At 41.6% G+C, this 23,515-nt stretch carries 26 protein-coding genes; 17 read left to right on the forward strand and 9 right to left on the reverse strand.

The annotated features are described in order from the left end of the window. Positions 1-11: 11 nt before the first annotated feature. Positions 12-1,499, reverse strand: a complete 1,488-nt coding sequence (locus tag MKZ02_RS07070; RefSeq protein ID WP_120034203.1) for a spore germination protein — start codon at positions 1,497-1,499, stop codon at positions 12-14. A 96-nt stretch (positions 1,500-1,595) separates the two neighbouring features. Between MKZ02_RS07070 and MKZ02_RS07075 the strand changes: the two genes are divergently transcribed. The 3 genes from MKZ02_RS07075 to MKZ02_RS07085 all read left to right on the forward strand — a co-directional run bounded on the left by MKZ02_RS07075 (position 1,596) and on the right by MKZ02_RS07085 (position 3,360). After that, the gene (locus MKZ02_RS07075) at positions 1,596-2,192 is read left to right on the forward strand and encodes an RHS repeat domain-containing protein (RefSeq protein ID WP_340852701.1); all 597 of its coding nucleotides are present in this window, start codon (positions 1,596-1,598) and stop codon (positions 2,190-2,192) included. A 243-nt stretch (positions 2,193-2,435) separates the two neighbouring features. Next, positions 2,436-2,822, forward strand: coding sequence for a DUF7674 family protein (locus tag MKZ02_RS07080; RefSeq protein ID WP_340852704.1), 387 nt, complete (start codon positions 2,436-2,438; stop codon positions 2,820-2,822). A gap of 304 nt (positions 2,823-3,126) precedes the next feature. After that, positions 3,127-3,360, forward strand: coding sequence for a hypothetical protein (locus MKZ02_RS07085; RefSeq protein ID WP_340852707.1), 234 nt, complete (start codon positions 3,127-3,129; stop codon positions 3,358-3,360). Positions 3,361-3,488: 128 nt separating this feature from the next. Here MKZ02_RS07085 and MKZ02_RS07090 read toward each other — a convergent pair whose 3' ends face one another. After that, a complete protein-coding gene (locus MKZ02_RS07090) occupies positions 3,489-4,556 on the reverse strand; it encodes an NAD(P)/FAD-dependent oxidoreductase (RefSeq protein WP_120034201.1) in 1,068 nt (355 codons plus the stop codon). 206 nt (positions 4,557-4,762) lie between these two features. Here MKZ02_RS07090 and MKZ02_RS07095 point away from each other — a divergent pair, with 206 nt between their 5' ends. Next, complete coding sequence (locus tag MKZ02_RS07095; RefSeq protein ID WP_120034199.1) at positions 4,763-4,999, forward strand: YuzB family protein; 237 nt, start codon at positions 4,763-4,765, stop codon at positions 4,997-4,999. A gap of 82 nt (positions 5,000-5,081) precedes the next feature. Here the strand turns inward: MKZ02_RS07095 and MKZ02_RS07100 are convergent, their stop codons facing one another. Next, positions 5,082-5,783 (reverse strand): DUF2225 domain-containing protein, encoded by a 702-nt coding sequence (locus tag MKZ02_RS07100; protein WP_120034197.1) that lies wholly within the window; start codon positions 5,781-5,783, stop codon positions 5,082-5,084. 195 nt (positions 5,784-5,978) lie between these two features. Between MKZ02_RS07100 and MKZ02_RS07105 the strand changes: the two genes are divergently transcribed. The 3 genes from MKZ02_RS07105 (at position 5,979) to MKZ02_RS07115 (ending at position 7,867) form a co-directional block, all read left to right on the forward strand. After that, positions 5,979-6,347 (forward strand): HesB/IscA family protein, encoded by a 369-nt coding sequence (locus tag MKZ02_RS07105; protein WP_120034195.1) that lies wholly within the window; start codon positions 5,979-5,981, stop codon positions 6,345-6,347. Between the two features lie 264 nt (positions 6,348-6,611). After that, complete coding sequence (locus tag MKZ02_RS07110; RefSeq protein WP_340852712.1) at positions 6,612-7,091, forward strand: YbaK/EbsC family protein; 480 nt, start codon at positions 6,612-6,614, stop codon at positions 7,089-7,091. A gap of 62 nt (positions 7,092-7,153) precedes the next feature. After that, positions 7,154-7,867 (forward strand): DUF1287 domain-containing protein, encoded by a 714-nt coding sequence (locus MKZ02_RS07115; protein ID WP_340852713.1) that lies wholly within the window; start codon positions 7,154-7,156, stop codon positions 7,865-7,867. Positions 7,868-7,906: 39 nt separating this feature from the next. Here the strand turns inward: MKZ02_RS07115 and MKZ02_RS07120 are convergent, their stop codons facing one another. Further along, positions 7,907-8,548 (reverse strand): SDR family oxidoreductase, encoded by a 642-nt coding sequence (locus MKZ02_RS07120; RefSeq protein ID WP_340852715.1) that lies wholly within the window; start codon positions 8,546-8,548, stop codon positions 7,907-7,909. Positions 8,549-8,848: 300 nt separating this feature from the next. Between MKZ02_RS07120 and MKZ02_RS07125 the strand changes: the two genes are divergently transcribed. Beyond that, positions 8,849-10,069: an NAD(P)/FAD-dependent oxidoreductase gene (locus tag MKZ02_RS07125; RefSeq protein WP_340852717.1), complete on the forward strand. Its 1,221-nt coding sequence runs from the start codon at positions 8,849-8,851 to the stop codon at positions 10,067-10,069. A 38-nt stretch (positions 10,070-10,107) separates the two neighbouring features. Here the strand turns inward: MKZ02_RS07125 and MKZ02_RS07130 are convergent, their stop codons facing one another. Then, positions 10,108-10,233: a YuiA family protein gene (locus MKZ02_RS07130; protein ID WP_182917008.1), complete on the reverse strand. Its 126-nt coding sequence runs from the start codon at positions 10,231-10,233 to the stop codon at positions 10,108-10,110. 201 nt (positions 10,234-10,434) lie between these two features. Between MKZ02_RS07130 and MKZ02_RS07135 the strand changes: the two genes are divergently transcribed. Continuing rightward, positions 10,435-10,752 (forward strand): YuiB family protein, encoded by a 318-nt coding sequence (locus MKZ02_RS07135; RefSeq protein WP_120034187.1) that lies wholly within the window; start codon positions 10,435-10,437, stop codon positions 10,750-10,752. 80 nt (positions 10,753-10,832) lie between these two features. On the opposite strand, the gene MKZ02_RS07140 is transcribed toward MKZ02_RS07135, so the two are convergent. Next, a complete protein-coding gene (locus MKZ02_RS07140; RefSeq protein ID WP_340852720.1) occupies positions 10,833-11,675 on the reverse strand; it encodes a cobalamin-binding protein in 843 nt (280 codons plus the stop codon). 226 nt (positions 11,676-11,901) lie between these two features. On the opposite strand from MKZ02_RS07140, the gene MKZ02_RS07145 reads away from it, so the two are divergent. The 6 genes from MKZ02_RS07145 to MKZ02_RS07170 all read left to right on the forward strand — a co-directional run bounded on the left by MKZ02_RS07145 (position 11,902) and on the right by MKZ02_RS07170 (position 20,226). Next, positions 11,902-13,533 (forward strand): acetolactate synthase large subunit, encoded by a 1,632-nt coding sequence (locus MKZ02_RS07145; protein WP_340852723.1) that lies wholly within the window; start codon positions 11,902-11,904, stop codon positions 13,531-13,533. Positions 13,534-13,629: 96 nt separating this feature from the next. Beyond that, positions 13,630-14,052 carry a hypothetical protein gene (locus MKZ02_RS07150; protein WP_142927222.1) on the forward strand — a complete coding sequence of 141 codons (423 nt, stop codon included), beginning with the start codon at positions 13,630-13,632 and terminating at the stop codon, positions 14,050-14,052. A gap of 11 nt (positions 14,053-14,063) precedes the next feature. Continuing rightward, positions 14,064-16,490, forward strand: coding sequence for a molybdopterin-dependent oxidoreductase (locus MKZ02_RS07155; RefSeq protein ID WP_340852725.1), 2,427 nt, complete (start codon positions 14,064-14,066; stop codon positions 16,488-16,490). A 92-nt stretch (positions 16,491-16,582) separates the two neighbouring features. After that, positions 16,583-18,082 (forward strand): leucyl aminopeptidase, encoded by a 1,500-nt coding sequence (locus tag MKZ02_RS07160; RefSeq protein WP_120034179.1) that lies wholly within the window; start codon positions 16,583-16,585, stop codon positions 18,080-18,082. Positions 18,083-18,621: 539 nt separating this feature from the next. After that, complete coding sequence (locus MKZ02_RS07165) at positions 18,622-19,941, forward strand: Na+/H+ antiporter family protein (RefSeq protein WP_120034177.1); 1,320 nt, start codon at positions 18,622-18,624, stop codon at positions 19,939-19,941. Positions 19,942-20,046: 105 nt separating this feature from the next. Then, the gene (locus MKZ02_RS07170; protein WP_120034175.1) at positions 20,047-20,226 is read left to right on the forward strand and encodes a hypothetical protein; all 180 of its coding nucleotides are present in this window, start codon (positions 20,047-20,049) and stop codon (positions 20,224-20,226) included. Between the two features lie 81 nt (positions 20,227-20,307). Here the strand turns inward: MKZ02_RS07170 and nhaC are convergent, their stop codons facing one another. Further along, positions 20,308-21,735, reverse strand: a complete 1,428-nt coding sequence (gene nhaC / locus MKZ02_RS07175; RefSeq protein WP_120034173.1) for a Na+/H+ antiporter NhaC — start codon at positions 21,733-21,735, stop codon at positions 20,308-20,310. Positions 21,736-21,995: 260 nt separating this feature from the next. On the opposite strand from nhaC, the gene MKZ02_RS07180 reads away from it, so the two are divergent. Continuing rightward, positions 21,996-22,382 carry a hotdog fold thioesterase gene (locus MKZ02_RS07180; protein WP_340852731.1) on the forward strand — a complete coding sequence of 129 codons (387 nt, stop codon included), beginning with the start codon at positions 21,996-21,998 and terminating at the stop codon, positions 22,380-22,382. A 62-nt stretch (positions 22,383-22,444) separates the two neighbouring features. Continuing rightward, positions 22,445-22,828 carry a hypothetical protein gene (locus MKZ02_RS07185; protein WP_340852734.1) on the forward strand — a complete coding sequence of 128 codons (384 nt, stop codon included), beginning with the start codon at positions 22,445-22,447 and terminating at the stop codon, positions 22,826-22,828. An 85-nt stretch (positions 22,829-22,913) separates the two neighbouring features. Here MKZ02_RS07185 and mnhG read toward each other — a convergent pair whose 3' ends face one another. Beyond that, entirely contained in the window at positions 22,914-23,252 is a 339-nt protein-coding gene (gene mnhG / locus MKZ02_RS07190) for a monovalent cation/H(+) antiporter subunit G (RefSeq protein ID WP_340852736.1), read from the reverse strand. Continuing rightward, positions 23,236-23,511 (reverse strand): Na(+)/H(+) antiporter subunit F1, encoded by a 276-nt coding sequence (locus tag MKZ02_RS07195; protein ID WP_406910024.1) that lies wholly within the window; start codon positions 23,509-23,511, stop codon positions 23,236-23,238. The genes mnhG and MKZ02_RS07195 overlap by 17 nt, the downstream gene beginning before the upstream one ends. Positions 23,512-23,515: the final 4 nt, after the last annotated feature.

Here is a 23,515-nt window from a genome sequence, read left to right on the forward strand (position 1 = left end):
TCCATGAAAAGTTATTCATCAATATCACGGTTATTCTTCTGCGAGGATGACGACTCAAATTTTATGGTATTTTCCGAACGCATCTGCAGAGGACGGGTCACTTGTTTATCAAATGGAAGACGAATGAGCGCATCTTTCATGTCTTTTAAACGCAGGGGATAAACAGGTTCCAAAAAAGGGCGACCGATGGATCTTAATTTAAGCAAATGGGCGACTAGAATAGCTGTACAAACTGCAACCCCTACCAGCCCGAGAAGCTGGGCGAAGAATAGGAAAGGGAAGCGGATAAGGCGGATAGCATTACTTACTTGATAGACAGGTGTGGTAAAGGACGCTAACGCACTTAAAGCTACAACGATGAGGAGTACGTTGCTTGTTAAGCCGGCTTGCACAGCAGCCGTTCCAATGACAATCCCGCCTACGATACCAATCGTCTGACCGACTTTTGTCGGCAGACGGGCCCCAGCTTCCCTTAGCAATTCGATGGTTAGTTCTAAAATGATCGCTTCAAGAATAGGGGGAAAGGGAATGCCTGCCCGCGAAGAGACCAGCGTAGTCAGCAAGTCTTGCGGAATCATCTCATAATGATAGGTAAGTATAGCCACATATAAGGGCGTCGATAGCACGGAAAGAGTAACTGCGAAAATCCGAATCAATCGAAAAATTGAACCCAAATTCCATACGATTAAATAATCTTCATACGCTGAGAAAAATTCCAGAAGGGTAGTAGGTCCCGTTAAAGCACTTGCCGATCCATCTGCCAGGATGGCTATCTTTCCTTCCATAAGCACACTTGCTGTGCGATCAGGTCGCTCCGTATCGATCAGCTGAGGAAAGGGAGAATTGACGTTATCTGAAATCATTTGATTAATAAAGGCAGTATCAATTATTTGATCATAATTAATATCTCTAATGCGCTGAATGATTGTATCAACATTCTTTTCATCTGCAATTCCTTTAATATAAATGACGGCTACCCGAGTTTTTGTCAGCGTACCAACAGTGAATTCCTTTATTTGAATATCAGTTATAGGAATCCTCTTTCTAATAAGGTTAATATTCGTATCCAGAGATTCGACAAAGGATTCCTTTGGGCCGATAACAGAGTATTCAGTTTCAGGAATAGAAATTTGTCTTTTCTCTGCCTTGAAAGCAGGGATAAGCAGACAGGTTGGCTTGGCTTCCTGCTTATAGACAAGAATGTTTCCGTGCATGAGCTGCTTTCGAATGGAGGAAATATCATCTGTAAGTGTCATATCTTCTACAGGTACAACACTTTTCATCTCTTCCAAAGTAGCAAAGTGATGTTTTTTCAGCGTGCTAAGAACATCCTGATGAAACACTTTTTTATCTACTATAGTTTGGAAGCAAGATATGAAAAAAGGAGAATCATCTTGCAATTGAAAGGTTAGAAAATCTGCTGATTCTTGACACTGAGCAATCAATTGGCCGAATTGGCTGCTGTTAAATGCAGATAGATCACGTTTGCTTCTTCTCATATCTTAGCCTTCCCCCTTTGTAAGCAGCAGATAGAGTTAGTATGTTCAAAAGGGGCAGAATTATACTAACAGAGGAATAAAAAGGGGACACAAAAAATGGCTGCTTTAAGTTTAAAGCAGCCATACAGTATTATCCGTTATGATGATGAAACGGAGTTATATTATCTTATGGCACGATACTATGAGCCAAAAGATGGGGTGTTCCTCTCCGTGGATCCACAGCCAGGGGAAGCTAAAGCCCCAATTAGCCAACACTCTTATGTTTACGTTCAAAACAACCCTGTTATGTTGGATGATTCGGATGGAGAAAATCCCCTTGTAGGAGTTCTTGTCTATGCAGGTGGTCGTTACGTTGTTAAGTACGTTGCGAAAAAAGGTATTAAATACGCTGCTAAAAAATACAAAGGAAAAATCCCTCCACCACGAAAGTTTGCGAAAAGCAAGGGTCTTCGAAATACCTTGAATGAAATATATCGCCCAAAAGGCAAAGTAGGAGACGGTAGTTTGGCAACGTCAGCAAAGATAGAAGTTAAATACGGAGTAAGGGTAGGAGGGAAACCACATCTAAAGAAAACAAGAGAGAGAATAAGGAACTTGGAAAGATTAATGGCAGAAGGAAAGTTAAATAAAAATGATTGGAGAATTGCAAATAGGGAGCGTATCAGGCTGAAAAGAGCACTCAATGGAAAATAGTCTAAAAGAATGCTATATTCAGAGTATTTATAAGGAATCTCTCAAGGAAAATTATACGTGGGATATATATAAGAGCCTGCTGTAAAGATCATATAAACCACCTTCAATATTGGTGTTTCACACATTATATAGTAGATGATTATCACAGAGTTTACTCCATTTCCTTACTTAATAAGAGTATTGCAATCAATGAGGATATTTCCACGATGCTTAGTTACTAATAATTTGTAGGAAGGTGATCGAATGTTGACCTCTAATAACATAATTGAAGCATTTCTGGAGGCTATACCTGAAATCAAGGATATATATAGGAATGAGATTGAGTTGTGGGAAGGTGAATTTCCTGGACTTCACAATATTTTTGGAGATGTATTAAATCCTTTCCTTTTAGAACAACTGAAAACGGAAGAAAATAGGGTGTTATTACAAAGGATATTCGATTTTTTGGAGGAGATGGCAACTAGTACAGATAATGATATTGACAATGTATTAGTAGTTACCATACTCGCTCGTATAGGTGATGATATAGAGGTTTTAAAAAAAACAGTAAAATATATGGGTTCAAATACATTCGAGAAATCTTATCAATTTGAAAAGGAATTAGGAAGAACATTAAAACCATTTCAATAGAAAAATAAGTTCTTACAAAGAAACTACCCCAAAACGAAATTAAATGAATTACTCAGAGAAATTTCAGACAATTGGATAGAATTCGGTGACCTAGTTCATGAATTACTGGCTAGTTCTACAGATGGTAGTTGCAATTTTATACTTCCAGAATTTAATATGATCAATATTCATTTAGATTAACGAAAGTTTTTTGATTATGTCGCTTAAGTACAGAGTCTACAGATGAAACCTTATTCAAAGGTAAGTCTGTAGACTCTTTGTGTAATAAAGCCTGCTGCTGATGAACAAAGGAGGGAGGACGTCAGTGATAACAGAAAAGAGGCGTCTACCAAGGAGCCGAGATGAGAAAGGGGGATTCCTTCCAGAAGAAGAACAGCTACCGGAGGAATCATCATTAAACTCGGTTAGAAAAATTAAAGTGGTAAAAAGGAAAGGAAGTTATGGGACCTATTTAGTTTATACGAAATTTCTATCAGATGGAGAAAAGGATATTCTAATTGTTTTGGGCATATTAACACTACTAGCTGTATTATTTTGATACAAAAAGGACGGGTTAAAAACCCGCCCAAAACCCGCCCGATATTTTATTTTTGGTTTTTGGAGCCCTCTTTATAAACCTCGATATATCAAGTGTTTCCTCATGTTTTTTTCTATTATTATTTTATCTTATCCGTTATGGTAGCGATACATCCAGAGAACGCCTGATTTTAAGAAGCGGGCTACCCGGCCAGTAATGGCCCGGTCAGCTACAAAGCCGAAGCCTTGTTTTTTGCCGAGTGAACCAAGAATTCCTTTAAGCTTTATTTCCGGTAATTCTTCTGGAAGAGCCTCCCCTTTCCAGCGTTTCAAGAGAACTTGAACAATCTGTTCCGCTTGTTCTTCGGCCAATTGGGCACTTGGAGCGTGCGGAAGGCTTGCACAGTCACCGACTACATACACATGCTCATCCGTTGGCAAGTTGTGGTATTGAGAAAGTTTAACGCGTCCGGAACGGTCTTTCTCGACTGGCATTTCACGGACAACTTCGTTTGGTTGAATGCCAGCTGTCCATACAACAGCATTCATCGGATAGGCATCATCATGGTTATAAAGTGTATGTGGCTCAACTTTTGTAATGTTGGCATTGTTGACTACTTCCACTCCATGATCAACAAACCATTTATGAATATATTTACTCAATCGTTCTGGGAAATCTTTTAAAATGCGATGTCCGCGGTCAAATAATATAATCTCAAGGTCCGGCCGGCTTTCACGAAGCTCGCTCGCCAGCTCAATGCCGCTCAACCCTGCTCCAACAATTCCAACTTTTGATCCAGCTGGCATATTGGACAGCGTTTGGTAAGTCCGGCGCGACTTATCAATAGATTGAATACTATGTGTATATTCCTTGGCTCCCGGCACATTATGATAAGTATCTTCACAGCCAAGGCCAACCACAAGATCATCGTAAGCAACGGGCTCTTTATCTTTAATAAGAACTTGCTTATTTTCTAAATCAATGCTCGTTACTTCACCAAATAGCAAGTTCAAACGGGGATGTTCAGGAAAATTAACCCGGACCTCCTGATCAGAGATCGTTCCAGCTGCAAGAGCATAGTATTCTGTTTTTAAAGAGTGATATGGAAACTTGTCTACTAATGTAATCGTCACATCTTCAGGCAATTGATTTGGAAGCAGCCTGAGTAACACACGCATGTTACCATAGCCGCCGCCAAGCAACACTAAATTCTTCATCGAGATTTTCCTTTCTATACAGTATGTATTGAAATTTTAGAGTTCTTAAAGTGATTGTGAAAAGACTCACATCTTTTTTGTCTGCCATCCTGAGTATATCTAAATACAGCGTTTTTCACAACAGAGATCATACATTTTCGCTTTAAAGTTTTCCGCTTTTCTCCGGACACAAAGGATAGTAAAATAAAAAGCAGAGGTGAACAAAAATGAAACCGATTATTGAATTTTGCATCAGCAATCTGGCGAACGGCGCGCAAGCAGCGCTTGAAATATTAGAGCGGGATTCTAATATTGATGTGATTGAATATGGCTGTCTCGGCTATTGTACAAGATGTGCGGAAGGCTTATATGCACTCGTAAATGGCGAGCCAGTTGACGGAGAAACACCGGAGGACCTAGTCAACAATATATACGAGTATTTAGAGGAAAATCCTATGTTTTAAATAAGAAAGGAAGAGGGACATGAGAGTGAGTTTCATTCCCCCTTCCTTTTTGTTGTCGCTGGAAGACAGCGAAATCTGTTTGTCAGCTTGCGCTTGCTTCATTCTTTTTCATCTCATCACGCAATTCATACCAGCGGTCCCGCGCCATTTCGATAAGCTGTTTTTCGTTTGATTCTCTTTGTTTCTCAATCACTTTGGAGAAGTACTTTACGGCCTCATTCCATTTCCCAATCCGTATATGCAACTCTCCTAACAGGTACATGACTTTTACGTCCGACATGGGGGTTAGCGTTAGGTCTTCATTTAAATAAGCTTCTTCATATTGTTCAGCCGCAAGTGCTAGAAACCGCTCTTCCTCTGATGAAGATAAATCTCTAGAAAGCCAGGCTATACGAAGGGCAAGACCGGCCATCGTTAAATGCTTTTCTTTTTTTAGAAAACCAGAATAGAAGGCGAGTTTATAGCTGTTAATAGCTTGGTAAACGGTTCTTTTGTTTCCGTAATCCTGAGAAACCCAGTTGCTCGAAATTTTATCCTTTAATATCTCCTTCGCACGGGGAGGAAAAGATTTTGAAAAATCATCTGTAAAGGAATAGCCGCAATGTGGACACACTTTCACGTTATAGAGCAGCGGATTCATTGCAGGGTCCTCATAAATGGGTTTTAAGTCTGTATCCTGTCCTGAGAGTTTGACAAATCGGTTTCTTAATTTCATAGATGAAAATGTACGCTCGCATAGATGACATGTTTCTTGTTTTTCGTAAAGAGGAGAAAGGTTTTCCATATCAACTGCCTCCTAATCCATTTTATAAGTCTATCTACTCATAATGTTGAATTAATTATAACTCTTTTATGCAAAAAGAACTACGTCTATTGATCTTTTTGATGAATTTTTAATGAATTTCGCGAGCTGATTGGTTGAGAAGGTTTTTTTTCGCGTATATACTAATAATAATGATGAAAGAATGGAGGGGTTCCATTGCAAGGTCAAGAAATAGTGAAGATCACAGAAGCTGCTGCTTTTCAGATAAAGGAAATGATGAAGCAAAATGAGGAAGAGGGAGCCACTTTGCGCGTAACCGTTCATGGCGGAGGGTGCAGCGGCTTATCCTATGGCATGGGATTTGACCGTGATATCAAAGACAAGGACATTAAGCTGCAACAACATGGAATTGATATAGCTGTTGATCCAGAAAGTGCACCCATTTTGAACGGAACAGTTATTGATTATAAACAATCTTTAATGGGTGGCGGGTTTACCATTGACAATCCGAACGCCATCGCGTCATGCGGGTGTGGCTCATCGTTCCGTACAGCGGCAAATGCCGGCAAGCCGGAGAACTGTTAATAGCAGTTTGAGGAAAAAGCTACTGGTTAAGCTCATACAAGATAGAAAATCACATAAATAGCCGCGATCCAGCGGTTTAGCGGTCTTTCTTAACAGTTGATAAAGAGAGTGTTAAGAGAGGCCGCTTTTTGTATATACAGGTATTCTTCAAGGGGACTATGGCGTGTCATATACTTAGTAGATTTAATGGCTAATAAAAGAAGGATATCCGTAGCTAATACAGAATTATTCCATGAAAGAGGTACATAAACGGAGGGAAGCGCTTTGGAGGCTCAGCTTAAAGAAAGTGCACAACAGATTCAAGATAAACTAGAAGAAATCGGATATTCTAATAAAGTTGTGGAGCTGCCTGATAGCACGCGAACAGCACAGGAAGCTGCAGACGCGATAGGATGTGAAGTCGCTCATATTGCCAAGTCAATCATCTTCAGGCTGAAAGATTCAAATCGTCCATTGTTAGTTGTAGCTAGTGGAGTCAATCGCATTAATGAAAAATTGATTGGCGACTATTTAAATGAAGAATTAGGAAAAGCCGATGCGGATTATGTACGCAAACATACAGGTTTTGTTATCGGTGGGGTTCCGCCTCTCGGACATTCTGAGCCAGTTCTTACTCTTGTTGATGAGGATTTATTAAATTACAGAGAAATATGGGCAGCTGCAGGGCATCCTAAAGCAGTGTTCCGACTAACGCCAGCAGAGTTAGTGGAGATGACCAAAGGGCAGGTCACTTGTATAAAGTAAAACGGAGTTTCTTTTTTAATAAAGAAAGATCTAATCAATCGATCTTCCATGATGTGAGGTAAATGAATTTGAATAAATTCTTTATCGTCTTTTTTATGGTGTTATTGTTGAGTGCCCTGCTTTTTGCTTTTTTGTTTAGAAATGGGCTGATTTTCGATATGGCAGGTATCGATATCACTCATCCATTCATGAAGAAAGTAATCATAGAGGAGGAGTATGTAAGGATTGATCGAAATGCCAATGGTGTTGCCGATCCCATTGATATAGTCAATGCAGCTAGAAAAGAGGCAGAAGGACGGACACTGTACAAAAGTGCCTATTATGAAGGGGGATATCCACCGGATAGGGAAGGTGTATGTACCGATGTCATTTGGAGAGGATTAAAAGGAGTCAATATCAATCTAAAAGATCTGATGGACAAGGATATTCATGATCAACCTTATCTGTATCCACGAGTGAATGGAAAGCCAGATCCTAATATTGATTTTCGCAGAGTTCCTAATCAGCACGTTTTTTTCCAACGGTTTACGCAGCCTTTAACTACAAAATTGATGCCGGATAATCCGAAAAACTTAGCGAAATGGCAGCCAGGTGATATCGTGGTTTACTTAGAGGGAGTAGACCATATCGGTATCATTTCTGATAAGCGGGCAAAAGATGGGATTCCATATTTAATTCATAATACGCCGCCTTTTGCCTCAGAAATTAAATTATCTTCCTACACGTCGCCCATCGCTGGACACTTCCGCTGGAAATATGAAACAACCAGCTATTAAGCAAAAAAAAAGCGCCTGCTTTGTGGCGCTTTTTCTTGTTCATATTCTTGTCAACGCTGTTTTTATGGGGGTATAGCCGCTAATAATCTCAAATACTTTTCTTTCGGTTTCTTTAGTGGTCAATGCTTCCACTAATACTTGAGCTACATCTTCACGGGGAATGGTACCGCCCAGCGGAGAAAAACGTGTAGACAGGTCGATCATTCCGGTTCCTGGGTCACTAGTTAACCCGCCAGGACGCACAATTGTAAAGTTTAATCCGCTTTTAATTAAATGTTCATCAGCCGCCTTTTTAGCTTTCAAGTAAGGTGTCAAGGAGGCAGGGGCTTCCTCGGGATCAGTTGTTCCCATAGAGCTAAGCATAATAAACCGCTCAATGCCTTTTTCTTTTGCAAAGTCTATCGTTTTCTTTGCCCCCTCCTGGTCGACGGCAATGGTTTTATCATAACCGGTTGATGAGCCGGAACCAGCTGCGAAGATAACTGCATTTACATCATTCAAAGCAAAGCTAAAGTCCTGTTCTAAATCAGCAAGAATGGCTTTTGCTCCTAGATTTTCCATTTCGTCTGTCTGTTCAGCTTTGCGGATCATCGCCCGGACAAGATGCTGGTTGCTTTGGGCTAGTTGCTTTACGATCTCTCTACCGGTTAGTCCTCCTGCACCAATAACGAGTACGTTCATGGAAATCACCCTTTTCTTAAGGAAATTTTATTAAATAGTTTACCCTTTTGAGGGCAAAAAAAACGGGAGGAATAATAACGAAAAGCAATTCAATGAAATCAGTTAAATGTCTTGAAAAAGCAGTATAAAAAGCATATTATTGAACTAGATATAGCTTTGTTAAAACTTCATGACAATTTTTATTGTGTTTTTTTACAACTATTCGTGAAAAACATCACATTTTCAACGAATAAGTGGCAGACTATTAAATATTCAAGCGAGACATTCGCAAAATATGTGCAGAAGGTGGCAGGGAATATTATGAGAAAACCAAAAATTGTTGTTCTAGGTGCAGGTTATGGTGGATTGATGACGGTTACACGTCTTCAAAAAACTTTAGGACAAGAGGAAGCAGATATCGTTCTTGTAAATAAGAATGACTATCATTATGAAACAACTTGGCTGCATGAAGCATCTGCAGGCACGCTTCATCATGACCGTGTTCGTTATGATGTTGACAGTGTGATCAACCGCAGTAAAGTCGAATTTATTCGTGCAGAAGTAGAAGACATTAAAACAGATGAAAAGAAAGTCATCTTAAATACTGGTGAAGTGGATTATGATTACCTAGTATTTGCATTGGGTGGCGAGTCAGAAACATTTGGTATTCAAGGCTTGAAAGAATATGCTTTCACTATTTCTAATGTGAACGCAGCTCGTCAAATTCGTGAGCACATTGACTATCAATTTGCTACATATGCAACTGAAGTAGAGAAACAAGAAGAGCGCTTGGCAATCGTTGTTGGCGGCGCTGGATTCACTGGTATTGAGTTCCTTGGTGAGCTGGTAAACCGTGTACCAGAGCTTTGCCGTGAATATGACATTGACTATGCAAAAGTACGCATTTATTGTGTGGAAGCAGCGCCTATGGTTCTTCCTGGATTTGATCCTGAGCTTGTGCAATATGCCGTCGCTTTGCTTGAGAAAAAAGGTGTTGAATTTAAAATTGGTACAGCCATTAAAGAGGCTACACCGGATGGCATTAAAGTGGCTAAAGGCGAAAATGAGATGGAAGAGATCAAAGCTGGCACAGTTATCTGGGCGGCTGGTGTTCGTGGCAATAGCGTCATTGAAAAAGCAGGAATTGACAATATGCGTGCCCGCGTAAAAGTAAATCCTGACCTTCGTGCTCCAGGACATGAGAACATTTTTGTTCTGGGAGATTCTTCACTTATTATCAATGAAGAAACAAATCGTCCATACCCACCAACAGCTCAAATTGCGATGCAGCAAGGTGAAGTTTGTGCCCGCAACTTAGTGAAGCTTGTTAGAGGCGGAGGAGGCGAATTAGAAACGTTTAAACCAGATATTAAAGGAACAGTATGTTCTTTAGGTGATGACGATGCCATTGGTGTGGTGTTTGGTAAGAAATTAACAGGCACAAAAGCATCCTTTATGAAGAAAATGATCGACAACCGTGCTTTGCTCATGATTGGCGGCCCATCACTTGTACTGAAAAAAGGTAAATTTAACTTTATTTAATTGTGCTAAAAAAGGCCAGCTTCCAGCTGGCCTTTTTTTTATTTTGTTTTTGGCTGCTGCTTTCCTTTGCAACTTGGGCATGTTTCTGAACCGCCTAGCAGTAGTTGGAAATAGCCCTGGCCTCCACAGTAGCTGCATGTTTCTGTTTTTGTTTGGACTGACATATATCGTCCCCCTCTTCCGTTTAGAATTTTCTGATAATATATCATGTTCCTCAAAAACGATCAATCTCCTTTTTCGCTTAAACCCATATCAAAGAGAGATATCTATAGGGTCTGAAGACAGATCTCTGTTATTGCTAGTATAGTTGACGTTTTCAGTAGAATTGAGTACACTATTCAATAGTGATTTAGGGGGGAAACAGAATGCATGTAGCCGTTTTACTCGTTTCGGTTTTACTGTTTTTCGTGCTTTTTTTCGGTATTGGCTTTTTACTCAATATGCTCCTTCGAATGACTTGGATCATGGCGATTCTTTATCCGCTCGTAACGATTGCCATTGTGGATGGAATCAGTACATTTGACTATATCTTTAATGCGAGTGAAGCATTCAGTACTTTAGGAACAAGAGCAGTTTCTTTAAAACTGCCAGACATCATCATTTTAGGGAGCGGCTTTATCGGTGCACTGACATCGGGCGTGACAATGAGAGTTTTAAGGCAAAAAGGATATCAAATGTTTTAACGGCCCTATGACAGGCCGTTTTTTATTTGTCTATGTTTCTTTTTTATTATCTATCGTTCATATCTTCTCGGTTGTGCCCTTCATTTCTCATCTAATCGATGAACCAAACTGTCTTTTCCAAGAAATAAAGGATCTAATTCAATAGTTTGAAAGACTTCTGGATGAATCATTTTTGCTAATTTTTCGAGACCACTAATAAGGCGTGGCGATGGCCGGCAGAAAAAGCTTTCTTCCATAACAGCAATGCGCTGCTGCTTTACAGCGAAAAGTTCACTCCATCCTGGCCGTTTCAGCACAACGTCCGGGTTAATTTTTTCTGTGCGAACCCCTACCCAGGAAAGCAAAATAAAATCAGGATTCCGCTTTCTTACCTCTTCCCAGTCCGTTTGGAAATTAGCTGTATTTTTATCTGCAAATATATTCCGGGCGCCAGCCAGCTCGCTTATCTCTGTTAGCCAGTTCACATTTCCAGGGGTAAAAACTGGTTTTGGCCACCACTCCCAATATACAAAAGGGGGGGCTTTAATGAGAGAGGCAGCATCACGAAACTGCTTCAGTTGCTCCCGATATCTTTTGGCGACCATCTTTCCCTCATCAGGAATGCCGCATGCCATTGCTATTTCTTCAATAGATTCTCCTATTTCAGAAAGTGACTGCGGGTTAGTCACAATATGTGGAATTCCTCGGGCTCTTAAGCGTTCCACATTTTTCTCCATCCCCGGTACGCTCAGCGATGCTATAACTAAATCAGGTTGCAAGGCTTCTACTTTTTCCATATTAATATCAAGATCCGGGCCGAGCTGGGGAAGAGTATTTACTGCAGCAGGCCAGTCGGAATAATCATCCACACCGATAAGCTGGGACGTTAAACCGAGAAAGTCCATCACCTCTGTGTTGCTCGGACAAAGAGAAATAAGTCTCATTCAAACGCCTCCTTCCTTTAAATAGTAACAGATTCCCTTCGGTAAAGAAAAATCGCTATATAAAACTTTAAAAAAAGCCTGTTTGATGATACGTATCTTTTCGTTTATTCGGCAATCCTAGTGGAAAAGGAGAAAGGAAACCATTCAGCCATAAAAAAATAATTATCCTGTGGTGAAAACGGTAAATCGGATCTCTCTATCAACTGAATGAGAAAGGGTGTGGCAAATGAAAGTTGCTGAGTTATTTGTCAAATGTCTTGAAAATGAAGGGGTAGAATATATTTTTGGAGTGCCAGGTGAAGAAAACCTTGATATTATGGATGCTTTGCTTGACTCACATATTGAATTTATCGTTACGAGGCATGAAACAAGTGCAGCATTTATGGCGGGGACGTATGGAAGGCTCACCGGCAAGCCTGGTGTCTGTTTATCCACATTAGGCCCGGGAGCAACCAATTTATTAACAGGTGTAGCTAATGCCAATATGGATCATTGTCCATTGGTTGCCATTACCGGCCAGGCAGATTTGAGTCGCCAGCATAAAGAGTCCCACCAATACTACGATTTAGTTTCTGTATTCAAGCCTGTTACCAAGTGGAACACTCAGGTCAAAGCAGGAGAAATTGTTCCGGAGGTAGTCAGGAAAGCATTCAGAGTTGCCACTCAAGAGAAATCAGGAGCTACACATATCGATCTTCCTGAAGATATTGCCGCTATGGAGGTCAGCGCATTCCCATTAAATTTAATGGATCATACTTTGTCAGAAGCCAGTGAACGGGTGATCCAGGATGCAGTTAGTTTAATAGAAAAATCAAAGCGTCCGCTTATTTTAGCCGGAAATGGAATTGCAAGAGGACATGCGGCAAACAGTCTGCGTTCATTTGTGAACAAAACATCTATTCCGGTCGTCCATACATTTATGGGAAAAGGGGCCTTGCCCTGGAACGATGATTTAAGCTTGCTGACAGCCGGATTAGTTGGGAAGGATTACATTACATGCGGCTTTACAAAAGCCGATCTAATCATTGCGATAGGCTTTGATATGGCTGAATATCCGCCGGAGAATTGGAATCCTAAAGGATCAGTGCCTATTTTGCATATTGATACCCAGGAGGCAGAAACAGATGCTCATTATCCTGTCAAATTGAATGTAATCGGAAACATTGATGAAAATTTAAAAGAACTAGGCACTGCTATCTCTTCTACAAGAAGAAACCATGAGTGGGTTGCAGATGTGCGCCAAAATGCATTGGCAGAGTTGGCAGAATATAAGGACAGCGAAAGCTTTCCAGTAAAGCCGCAAAAGATTATTTCAGATGTCCGTTCCGTTTTGGGAGAAGAGGACATTCTTGTTTCTGATGTTGGAGCACATAAAATGTGGATAGCGAGAATGTATCATACGTACCAGCCGAATACTTGCTTGATTTCAAATGGACTAGCCTCTATGGGCGTCTCTATTCCCGGGGCAATCGCTGCCAAAATGGTGCGTCCTGAGCGAAATGTTGTCGCTGTATGCGGAGACGGTTCCTTTCAGATGTCAAGCGCTGAATTAGAAACGGCAAAGAGATTAAATCTGCCTATTGTTATTTTGCTTTGGAGAGACGGAGGATACGGATTAATAGAGTGGAAGCAGCTTAGCAGATTTAACCGGTCATCCAATATTAAATTTGGCAATCCGGACTTTATTCAACTGGCTAAATCTTATGGGTTTGAAGCGATAGAAATAACGAGTGCAGGACAGCTTAAACCAGCTATCGAACAGGCGATTTCTCTTCATAAGCCAGTGCTGATCGATTGTCCAGTAGATTACAGTGAGAATATGAAGTTAACAGAAAAACTAGGAGATATTCTTTGCTAAGTGGTAACAGTAATTTAAGCCTTTCCTGTCTAGTTTTTTCAGGAAGGGCTTGGAAAGGGAAAAGCGGTGAGAAGAGGAACAAAAAGGAGGAGGCCAATGTCAACGTTGCATCGGTTGTTTTTTGAAATATCTGAATGTAATTGCCAGCTGCAAAGTGGGGTGGCGCCGTTTGACCATTCGCTTTTAATTCTGTTAAAAAAGCTGCTAGACGAACAAAAAGAAACATTGGACAAGCTTTTGCCGCAATTAGGAAGTGAAGAAATTGAATTAGAAAAGGTAAAAGAATTCATCAGTATTGTTTATCATGACCATGAAGTAGCCTCTCCAATCTTTCATTCATGGAAGAGAGCGAATAAATGGATGAAGCTCCCTTCCGAAGAAGAAGCGGAAAGACTAACTCCAGTTATGGAGAAGATGAAACGTCATTTAGAAGAGGCGGCAATGGAGCTCGAAAAAATCTATGGATCTGAGAATATAAAGTATGTGATTCCATCTTTTTATATTCCCATAATTCGCTAGGGGGAACAAATATGGCTTGGGAAAAAGAACGGGTAGACATGAACATATACAGCCAGGGAGAAGTGGAGAAGTGGGTGTATAGCACCTGCAATATTTGCTCGGTAGGCTGCGGCTGTTATACAGCTGTAAAAGACGGAGAAATCGTTGGTATCAAAGGGAATAGTGAACATCCGATTAACAGAGGAAGACTTGGGCCAAAAGGAGAGAATCAATGGTATGCGAACAATAGCCCCGACCGGTTGCGGACTCCATTAATTCGCAACGAAACAGGAAATCTGGAGCCTGCTTCCTGGGATGAGGCAATGGATCTCATTGTGAAGAAAGCGAAACAAACACTCAAAGAGAACGGCTCAAACAGCGTGGCTATTTATTCGACAGGACAGGGGTTTTTAGAAGATTACTATACAATCGCTAAGTTTGGCCGGGCTGGATTACGGACCCACCTTCTTGATGCCAATACTCGCCTTTGTACAGCGACAACAGAATTTTGTTTGTTGCAGTCTTTCGGTGCAGATGGGACGCCGGCTTCCTTTGATGACATCGATGAAACAGATACGTTAATGCTGTTTGGTCATAATCTTGCGGAAACAGGTACGGTCTTATTTGAAAGGATTATGGAAAGAAAGCAAAAGACAGGGAAGCCTTATATAATTGTGGTGGATCCGAGAAAAACCTTAACAGCAAAAGAAGCAGATTTGCATCTGCAGCTATATCCTGGAACGAATGTGGCCCTATTAAATGGGGTCATTAACGAAATTGTCAAAAGAGGATATGTCGATCAAGTGTTTATTGATGCTTACACAATTGGCATTAATGGGATGACAGAATCTTTGAAGGAGTGGACACTCGAAAAAACAGCAGATACCACTGGAATATCGAAAGCAAAGTTAGAGAAAGCTATCGAGAAGTTAGGTACATCTGCATCACTTGTTACTACTACACTTCAGGGCACATACCAGAGCGCAGATGCTACTACGGCTTGTGTAGCTATTAATAATTTACATTTAATCCGCGGATTAATTGGCAAGCCGGGCTGCGGGCCACTACATATGGCCGGACAGCCAAGTTCATCGGCGAACCGAACAGCGGGAGGAGTAGGAACCTATCCAGCACACCGCAATCCTGCAAATCCTAAACATATAGAGGAAATGGCTCAATTATGGAATGTGGATAAAGCTACGCTCCCAGTTGGCCCAGAAAAAGGGATTGAAGAACAAGTTTCCATGATTGAAAACGGAGAAATCGGCCTATTTTGGAATATAGGTACGAATTCACTTGTTTCCCTTCCAAACCGTCAGCGTGCGAAGAAAGCACTCGCGAGTACCTTTGTTGTCGTTCAGGATGCTTTCTTGACTGAAACAGCCACAGTCGCAGATGTTGTTTTGCCTGTGGCCTTGTGGGGAGAAAAGGAAGGAACGATGGAAAATGCGGACCGTACGATCAACCTTCTTCGGAAAGCAGTTGAACCGCCAGAAGGTGTAAAGTCAGACTTTGACATCTTTTTAGACTTTTCCAAGCGGATGGATTTTAAAGACAGAGACGGTCAGTCGTTGATTTCGTATACAACTCCTGAAGAGTGTTTTGAAGAGTTCAAGAAAATATCTAAAGGCAGACCATGTGATATGACAGGAATCACTTATGAAAGATTAGAGAAGGAAAACGGGCTGCGCTGGCCAGTGAAGGATGAAAACTCTCCTGGGACTGTGCGCCTTTATTCTGAATTTGTCTTCCATACGACTACAGATGACGCCCAAAGTTTTGGCAAGGATCAGCTCACCGGCCGGGTATTAACAAAAACAGAGTTTGAGAGAAAAGGAGCGGAAGGACGTGCCATCCTTCATCCGACTCACTATATACCGCCAGCCGAGCAGCCAACTTCAGACTATCCAACCTGGTTAACAACAGGACGGCTCGTCTGGCATTGGCATACAAGGACAAAAACAGCGCGCTCCCCGCACTTGCAAATGGCAGCCCAGCACGGGTATGTCGAAATTAATACAGAAGACGCGAAAAAATGGGCAATTGTGCAAGGAGAAGTTGTTCGTGTTTCTTCTCCGCGAGGATGGATAGAAGTACCAGCACGGATAGGGGATGTTGTTCAGCAGGGATTAGTGTTTGTACCTTTTCATTTTGGCAGCTGGGAGAAAAAAGAAGCTGCGAACGAATTAACAGCTGATTTTACAGATCCGCTCTCTAAGCAACCAACTTTCAAACAAGCTGCCTGTAGAGTAGAGAAAATTCGGAGGGAGCATCAAGTTGATTCAGGAGAGTCGCTTGAATACATTGCAGAACAATACGGTTTGTCAGTAGAGGATTTGAAAAGAGCCAATCAGCTAACTACTCCTTATGATATCCAAATGGGAGAGTCGCTTGAGATTCCACTATCCGTTATCAATACACCGCTTCCTCCATACATGCCTTACCGGAAAAAAGTATAATAGCTACATCATAAATACCAACAAGTGCAAAAAAAGGAAAGGCATTCGTTCCTTAAAAATCTTTCCTGTATAATGACAGTGGAGGTGGAAGAATGTTTAATGTGAAAACCGACTCATTTTATAGCCAAAAAGAAGAGCTCTTGCTTATCGGTCTGTATGACCGTCCCCTCAAGTTTGACGGCGAACTAGCTAGGCTTGATGAAGCGATGAATGGCGAATTAACAGAGCTTGTCAAAGAAGGGGACATTTCGGCGAAGCAAGGTGAAATCATCATCATTCCGACATTAGGAAGAATTTCTGCTAAAAGGCTGCTCTTCGTAGGGCTCGGCAAAGAAAAGCAAGCTGAGTTTCATACCATAAAAGAGACTATCGGTGCAGCTATACAAAAAATGAACAGAATCAAGTTAAGTTCTGCGGCTGTCGCTCTCGATAGCTTTGTATGTGAAACGATTGAACCAGATGAAGCGGCCCAAGCTTTTAGTGAAGCGTTTGGTCTGGCTTCCTATGAATTTAAAGGATACAAACAACCCTCTAATGAGCCTGAACAATTCATTGAACAAATGACCATCTATACAGGGGCGGACAGTGAAGAGGTAAAAGCTGCCCTGCATGTTGGCTATGTGCTCAGCCAGGGAACCAATTCTGCCCGCACACTTGTCAATACACCAGCCAATATGCTAACAGCTGCTGATTTAGCAGAACATGCTAAAAAACTGGCCGATAAATATGGATTTGAATTGGAAATTCTTGAAAAAGCAGATATGGAAAAGCTTGGAATGGGAGCACTGCTTGCTGTGAACAAAGGATCGGTAGCGCCTCCAAAAATGATTACGCTAAAATATCAGCCCCAGGAAGAGTGGCAAAATGTATTGGGATTCGTTGGAAAAGGCATTACCTTTGATACCGGTGGCTATTCTTTGAAAACAAAGGACGGACTTGTTGGTATGAAAATGGATATGGGTGGTGCAGCTGCCGTATTAGGAGCGATGGAAATCATCGGTGAACTGAAGCCAGATCAAAATGTAGTAGCTGTCATTCCTTCAACAGACAATATGATCAATGGTGAGGCGCTGAAGCCTGATGATGTGATTACATCCATGAGCGGGAAGACGATTGAAGTGTTGAATACGGACGCAGAGGGACGGCTCGTGCTAGCAGATGCGATGACATATGCTAAGCATCACAAAGCTGATTATTTAGTCGACGTAGCCACTTTAACAGGAGGAGTCATTGTAGCACTTGGAACTGATAAGACAGGTGCGCTCACGAATAATAAGGATTTCCTGGAGGAAGTATTAGCTGCGTCTAAGGAAGCAGGGGAGTTTATTTGGCAATTGCCGCTCACAGAAAACGATAAAAAGCGCATTCGCAGCAGTAAAATTGCCGATTTAAATAATTCACCAGGTCGCGAGGGCCATGCGATCATGGGAGGAGGTTTTATTGGAGAATTTGCTGAAGAGACGCCATGGGTCCATCTAGATATCGCTGGAACAGCTGATACAAATAAGGCAGGGGCTCTAGGTCCTGCTGGAGCTACAGGTGTCATGGCACGCACGCTTGCCTTATTGGCGGTAAGAAAAACAGAGGCATAATTAAATTAGAGAGGCGTGCTGAAAGACGACATGTTCAGCTATGCCTCTCTTCTTTTTAATAAAGATAAAAAGCAATTTAATGTTTCCTGCCTTCCTTTAGAATATAATAGATTTTTGCTTTCGAAAGGGTAACGAACGCTATTATAAAAAAGCGCATAAAGAGATAATGGGTTTATCTGCGCCGGTTGCTCCGTTGCGGGACGACATTCTCTAATTGGACACTATGGTTGAAAAGCATCTATTTAGTGTCTACCATATTCTTAGTTTAAGGGGATTGCAGCGCAAGTTCGCTCGGATTTCGGCTGGAAGCCAGTGATCCTTGAATGAGGTCATTCTTCGATTCATACATATAAGAATGTTAAACAGGCAATGGAACAAATAAAGTAGTCAAGCTATCTGTCCCTATATAGTTACTTTAAAACCTTCAGCTGTTGAAGGTTTTTTCTTTTGAAAAGGCATTGACAATCATCTGTAAAGTTTGCTATCTTGTTTTTAGTTCTCTACCAATTTAGCAAACTAAAGCGAAAGGGGCATCTTAGATGAATGCTGTAGTAATAGCTGTTATCGCCATGCTCCTCCTCAGTCTACTTCGAGTGAACGTTGTGTTTTCATTAATTACGGGTGCACTGATCGGGGGAATAATTGGCGGTTTAGGAATAGAAGGAACGGTTGGTGCTTTTTCAGAGGGAGTTGGAGGCGGAGCAAACGTCGCTCTTAGTTATGCGGCGCTTGGCGGCTTTGCAGTCGCTTTATCCAGCACAGGACTGCCGACAGCGCTTGTTGAATTTGTATTAAAGCGTATTGGAAATAAAGAAGAAGCACGCAAGAAAAAATTGCCTAAAGCTCTTATTGTCTTTTTTATTTTATTAGTCGCAATTTCTTCTCAAAATTTAATTCCTGTTCATATTGCTTTTATTCCGATATTAATTCCACCACTTTTACAAATTTTAAACGAAATGCAAATAGACCGTCGCCTCATAGCGTCTGTACTGACATTCGGCCTTGTCACGCCTTACATGCTGCTTCCTGTCGGTTTTGGGCAAATTTTTCATGAAATTGTAGCTACAAACATCACGGAAAGTGGATTAAAGGTGGAAACAAATGAGATAGCAACGGCGATGATTTATCCGGCAATCGGAATGCTTTGCGGCCTGCTCATTGCTGTCTTCTTTTCTTACCGGAAGCCGAGAGTGTATGAACAAAAAGAAGTAATGGCTGCTGATGTAGAAACGGAAGGATATACAAAATCGGGAGTAATAATGGCTATTATTGCTATTGTAGCAGCGCTTGCCGCCCAGCTTTGGACAGATTCAATGGTGTTTGGAGCATTAGGAGGCATTATGGTCCTATACGTTACGGGAGCATTGCGATGGAATGAAGCCGACAGTGTGTTAACAGCTGGAATGCGAATGATGGCCTTCATTGGTTTTGTTATGATTGCCGCTTCCGGCTTTGCTAAAGTAATGAGTGCAACAGGGGATGTAGAGCGGCTTGTAGAACAGTCGGCCCACCTCATTGGAGGCAACCAGTCACTCGGGGCATTATTGATGCTGATCGTCGGCTTGCTCGTAACCATGGGAATTGGTTCATCGTTCTCGACTGTTCCAATTATTGCAACGATCTTCGTGCCGCTCGCACTTGAGCTTGGCTTTAGCCCTATGGCGACGATTGTACTTGTCGGAACAGCAGGAGCACTTGGAGACGCCGGATCTCCTGCTTCGGACAGCACGTTAGGACCGACAGCTGGCTTGAATGTAGACGGGCAGCATAACCATATTTGGGATACGTGTGTGCCAACTTTCTTGCACTATAATATCCCGGTTATCTTATTTGGCTGGCTGGCTGCTATGGTTTTATAACCGATACATTGCAGGTATGGGAGGCTTGATTGTAAAGCCCGCCCATGCCTTTTTCTTTCTTTCTGCATAAAACATAGTAGGCAGAGAAAAAGGAGGCTTTTCATAATGTACAGAAACACTCGCTTTCCCCCTTTTTTTGGCGGCCCATTTGTCGGAGGGCTGCTCGGAGGGTTAATCGGCGGAGCGATTGCACGTCCGTTTTATGGTTATCGACCATACTATCCTCCATACCCTCCATATGCTCCTCCATTTGTAGGTCCCTTTGGCCCTTATGGATATTATTAGAAAAAAGAACCTCCGCGTATGTGTGGAGGTTCTTTTTATTCATAGAGATAAATATAAAGCGTTTGCAGCCCTGCGAGTTTTTTAACTAACTTTGATAGCCTGTTCCTCTGCATCCAAGCGATCAATTTCTGCTTGGGAAAGTTTTTCTATTTTAAAACCGGTAAATCCATATAATATAGCAATGACTGGGCTAATAAGGCAAAGCAAAGCATACGGGGCATATTGGAAAGTAGAAACTCCCAGAGTAGCAGTCATGAAAGCTCCACATGTGTTCCAAGGGACAAGTGGAGAAGTCATTGTACCGGCATCTTCCAATGTTCTCGATAAATTCTTTGGATGAAGTCGGCGCTTTCTATATGCTTTAATGTACATACGCCCCGGAAGAAGGATGGATAAGTATTGATCACAAGCAATAACGTTTGCTGTAATACAAGTAACAACTGTAGTGGCGATCAGACTTCCGGTAGATTTAGCAAGCTTTAGCAAGCTGTTGACGAGTGTTTCAAGCACACCGCTCACTTCTAGAATTCCTCCGAAGCTCATAGCGATCATGACAAGCGATACCGTATACATCATGGCTTCTGTACCGCCATTATTTAGTAGATTATCAAGAACCTCATTGCCTGTTTCCATCTCAAATCCGTAGACCATGATACCCAAAATGTCCCCAATAGCTACGCCTTGTACAGTAATGGCTACGATTGCGCCTAAGATCGAGCCAATGACAAGTCCAGGAAGCGCTGGTGTTTTCATGGCGATCAGACCGAGTACAATAATAGGGACAAGTAAAAGCCATGGACTAATAATAAAAATGTCATTCAACTGATTTTGAAGAGCCGTAATCTCATCAATGCCGGCCCCTTTTCCTTTAAATGAGAGTCCCATAAAGAAATAGATAATAACAGAGAGAATTAAGGCAGGAATCGTTGTATATAGCATATGACGAATATGATCGAATAGCTCCACCCCGGTAATCCCTGGTGACATATTCGTTGTTTCGGAAAGCGGTGAAATTTTATCCCCAAAATAACAGCCGGAAATTACTGCTCCGGCCACCATCGCTAAGTTAACACCGAGACCTGCTCCGATTCCCATGATGGCGATGCCGATAGTACCGGCTGCTGTCCAAGCATTTCCTGAAGCAATGGCTACAATGCTGCAAATGACGGCAGCAGCCGGCAGGAAATAGGCAGGCGATAAAATATCAAGCCCATAATAAATCATCGTTGGAACGATTCCGCCGGCAAGCCATGTGCCGATGATCGTCCCGATAACCATTAAGATCAAAAGAGCCTGCATCGCTAGCGTCACTGCACTAATAATCCCTTTTTCTATTTCCTTCCACGTATGGCCGAGATAAATCGCTATGATAGCTGCTACGACTGCACTTAATAAAAGTGGAATATGAGCATCGGCTTCAAAAATAAAAATCCCGGCGAACAGGAATGTAACCATAGCAATAATAGGGATTAGCGCAATGGCGAGTGAAGGTGCTTTAGTTTTTTTCATTATCATCCCTCTTTCTTTCAGTATTCTATCTAAATAGATTGCAAGAACCATGCCAATAGATCTAATTATCTGAAAAGTCGATCTTATGCTAAAAAGACTAAATCTATGCATAAAAACATAAGGATAAATGTCGGATTTCATGTTATTTTGCATAAAATATACCATTTTGCATAAAAGGAGGGATTTTTCTAAAAAGACAGAATGTAATATAATGAAATGAATTATTGTTCATTTTATAGAGAGAAAGAGAGGAAATAAAAATGAAAGAAAATAGCAATTTGTCTCATACGTTAGGAATGGAACTTGTAGAAATGAGTGAAGGAAAAGTTGTCATGACCATGCCGGTCGATGAGCGTACACGCCAACCGCTTGGGTACTTACACGGTGGCGCCTCCGTTGCTTTGGCTGAAACAGCTGCAAGCATTGGTACGGCTTATTTAATTGATCCAGACACACAAATATGCTTTGGTCTGGAGATCAATGCTAATCATATTAAAGCCAAAAGGGAAGGAATCGTTACCGCTACAGCGCAATCTGTACATCAAGGACGAACAACAATGGTCTGGCAGATTGATATTCGTGATGAGCAAGAGCAGCTTATTTGCCTCTCACGTTGTACAGTAGCGATAGTACCGAAGAAAGTGTAGAAGTTTTGAAGGGGAAAAATAGGGGAAGAAGAAGGGTAGTTGAATGACTAGGAGGAGAACCCATGCCCTGGAATGAAAATGACTATCCTGCTTCAATGAAAAACTTGCCCCAGCAGGTGCGTGAAAAAGCGATTGAAATTGCGAATGCACTGCTTGATGAGAATTATGATGAAGGAAGAGCCATTGCTATTGCTATTGATCGTGCCCGCAGCTCTGTTGGTAAAGGGCATGGAAACGATGAAGAACGCCCTGTCTATCATCTGCAGCCGAAAGAAGACGGTGAGGGCTGGCAGCTCGTCAAGAAAAAGGGAGAGCATAGTATCTTGTCAGACCACACGAAGGAAGGGTTATCAGATAAGGCAAAGGATTATGTAAAAGAGCATGATGGAATTCTGATTATTCACCACGCTGATGGAAGCGAGGAAAAACGTCTCTATGAAAACTAAGCTTTCATAGAGCGCTATAATAAAAGAAAAGAGCATAATTTTAAGTGAAAAACCAGCCAACAAATCAAGCGTTGGCTGGTTTTAATTATTTTCTATCCTTTAAATCATCTCGGGAACTTTTATCCCACAATTTGACGCCTGAGTTGTAGGCAGCACGGCTAATTAAGTGACCGCCAACAGGAGCCGTTATAAAGATAAAGGCAATTCCGAGCAGGACACGCGAGCTAAAGTGTCCCTCAATTAAATAGAAATAGAGAAAACAAGCGAGCAGAATCAACATCACTCCAAGTGTGGCGCTTTTTGAAGCTGCATGGTTGCGCGTGTAGACATCAGGCAGCCGAATCACTCCAAAAGATGCAACAAGAGTAAGAAAGACACCAAGCAGTAAAAAGAGAATGATCACGATCTCAATGATTCCGGTCATTTTCAATGATCTCTCCTTTCTCAAGGAACTTGGAGAAAGCAGTCGTACCGATGAAAGATAAAATGCCGAGCAACAAAATAACATCTAAAAACGCATAGGTCTTAAACAGCATAGAGAGAATGGCGATCATGGCGACCAAGTTAATGCCAATCGCATCTAAAGCGACAATCCGATCAGGGACGGTTGGACCTTTAACAAGCCGATAGATGAAGCCGAGCATTGCCAAGGTAATTAAAATGAGCGACAGCTTCATAACCATTACC

Origin of the sequence: Pseudobacillus sp. FSL P4-0506 (assembly GCF_038003025.1) — a bacterium.
Lineage (GTDB): Bacteria > Bacillota > Bacilli > Bacillales > Domibacillaceae > Pseudobacillus.